At 73.7% G+C, this 1116-nt stretch carries 1 protein-coding gene; it reads right to left on the reverse strand.

Features of this window, described 5'->3' with window-relative positions; translation table 11 throughout:
* Positions 1–1116, reverse strand: a 1116-nt coding sequence (locus IF89_RS0135600) for a hypothetical protein (RefSeq protein WP_030777394.1), incomplete at both ends; no start/stop codon positions are given.

Raw genomic sequence — 1116 nt, forward strand, 5'->3', positions numbered from 1 at the left:
GGTCTGGGAGGCCAGGCGGCCTGCCGGATCGTAGGTGTTGGCCGTGCCGGTGCGGGTGTCGCCCTGGCCGGGATCGCCCTGGGTGAGGGTCTTGGCCGTCTGGCGCCCGGCGAGGTCGCGGGTGAGGGCTGCGGTGAACTCCTGCCCCGGGTAGCTGTCCGGTGCGGCCGGGTTGAGGACCGTGCTGTGCGTGATGCCGCCGGCACCGTAGGAGGGCACCGCCGTGACTTCGCCGCTGGTTGAGGTCAGGGTGCGGCCGAGTGCGTCGGTCTGGGCGGTGGAGCCGGCGGCGGGGGTGCCGTCGGCGAAGACGACCTTCGCCGAGGTGGTCCGGGCCGCACTGTCGGCGTCCTGCACGGACACCGCACGCGCATCCGCCAGCGGGGCATCCTTCTGGTCTGCGCCCAGGACGCCCTGCGCGACGGCTTCGGCGACGATGTCGGTGGCGGTTTTGACGGTGGTGCCGTCGGGGCGGGTGGTGCTGCTGGTGTGGCCCCACGGGTCGGTGGAGGCAACGGTTTTGCGTCCGGCCTGGTCGGTGGTGGTGACCTGGTAGTGGGCCCACTGGGAGTAGTCGGCTGCGGCCAGCACCCGGGCGCCGTCGGCGTCGGGTTCCTTGGCGTAGGCGCCGTCGCGGTAGTTGTCCGCGGTCCGCAGGGGGCGGCCCAGCGCGTCGAGGGTTTCGGTGACCCGCCGCCCGTCGGGGGTGGCGGTGACCGTGACGGCCGGGGAGGGGTAGGCGATGCGGGTGGTCTGCGGCTTGTCGGAGTCCGGCAGCACCGTGTGCGCAGACGGCCGGCCCTGGCGGTCGTACTCCGTACGTGACAGGACCCGCCCGCCCGGCCCCATCTCCTCCAGGACGGCGCCGGTGGCCAGGTCCGTCACGCGCGAGGTCACCGTTTCCGCGTCCGTGCCGGGCGCCACGGTGGTGGTCTCGGTCAGGCGTCCGTCCTCCACGGTCCGGTCACCCGCGCCCTCAGCCCAGGAGACCGTCCCGGAGGCAATCTGCCCGTACTCGTCGTAGGTGAAGGTGGTCTGCTCGCGGGCGGTGAGCTTCCCGGCGCTGTCTGCGGTGCGGGTGACGGTCCCGGTGACCGTGCGCCGGTCCGCAGCCAG

This window comes from Streptomyces sp. NRRL F-2664, from assembly GCF_000719345.1.
Taxonomy (GTDB): Bacteria; Actinomycetota; Actinomycetes; order Streptomycetales; family Streptomycetaceae; genus Streptomyces.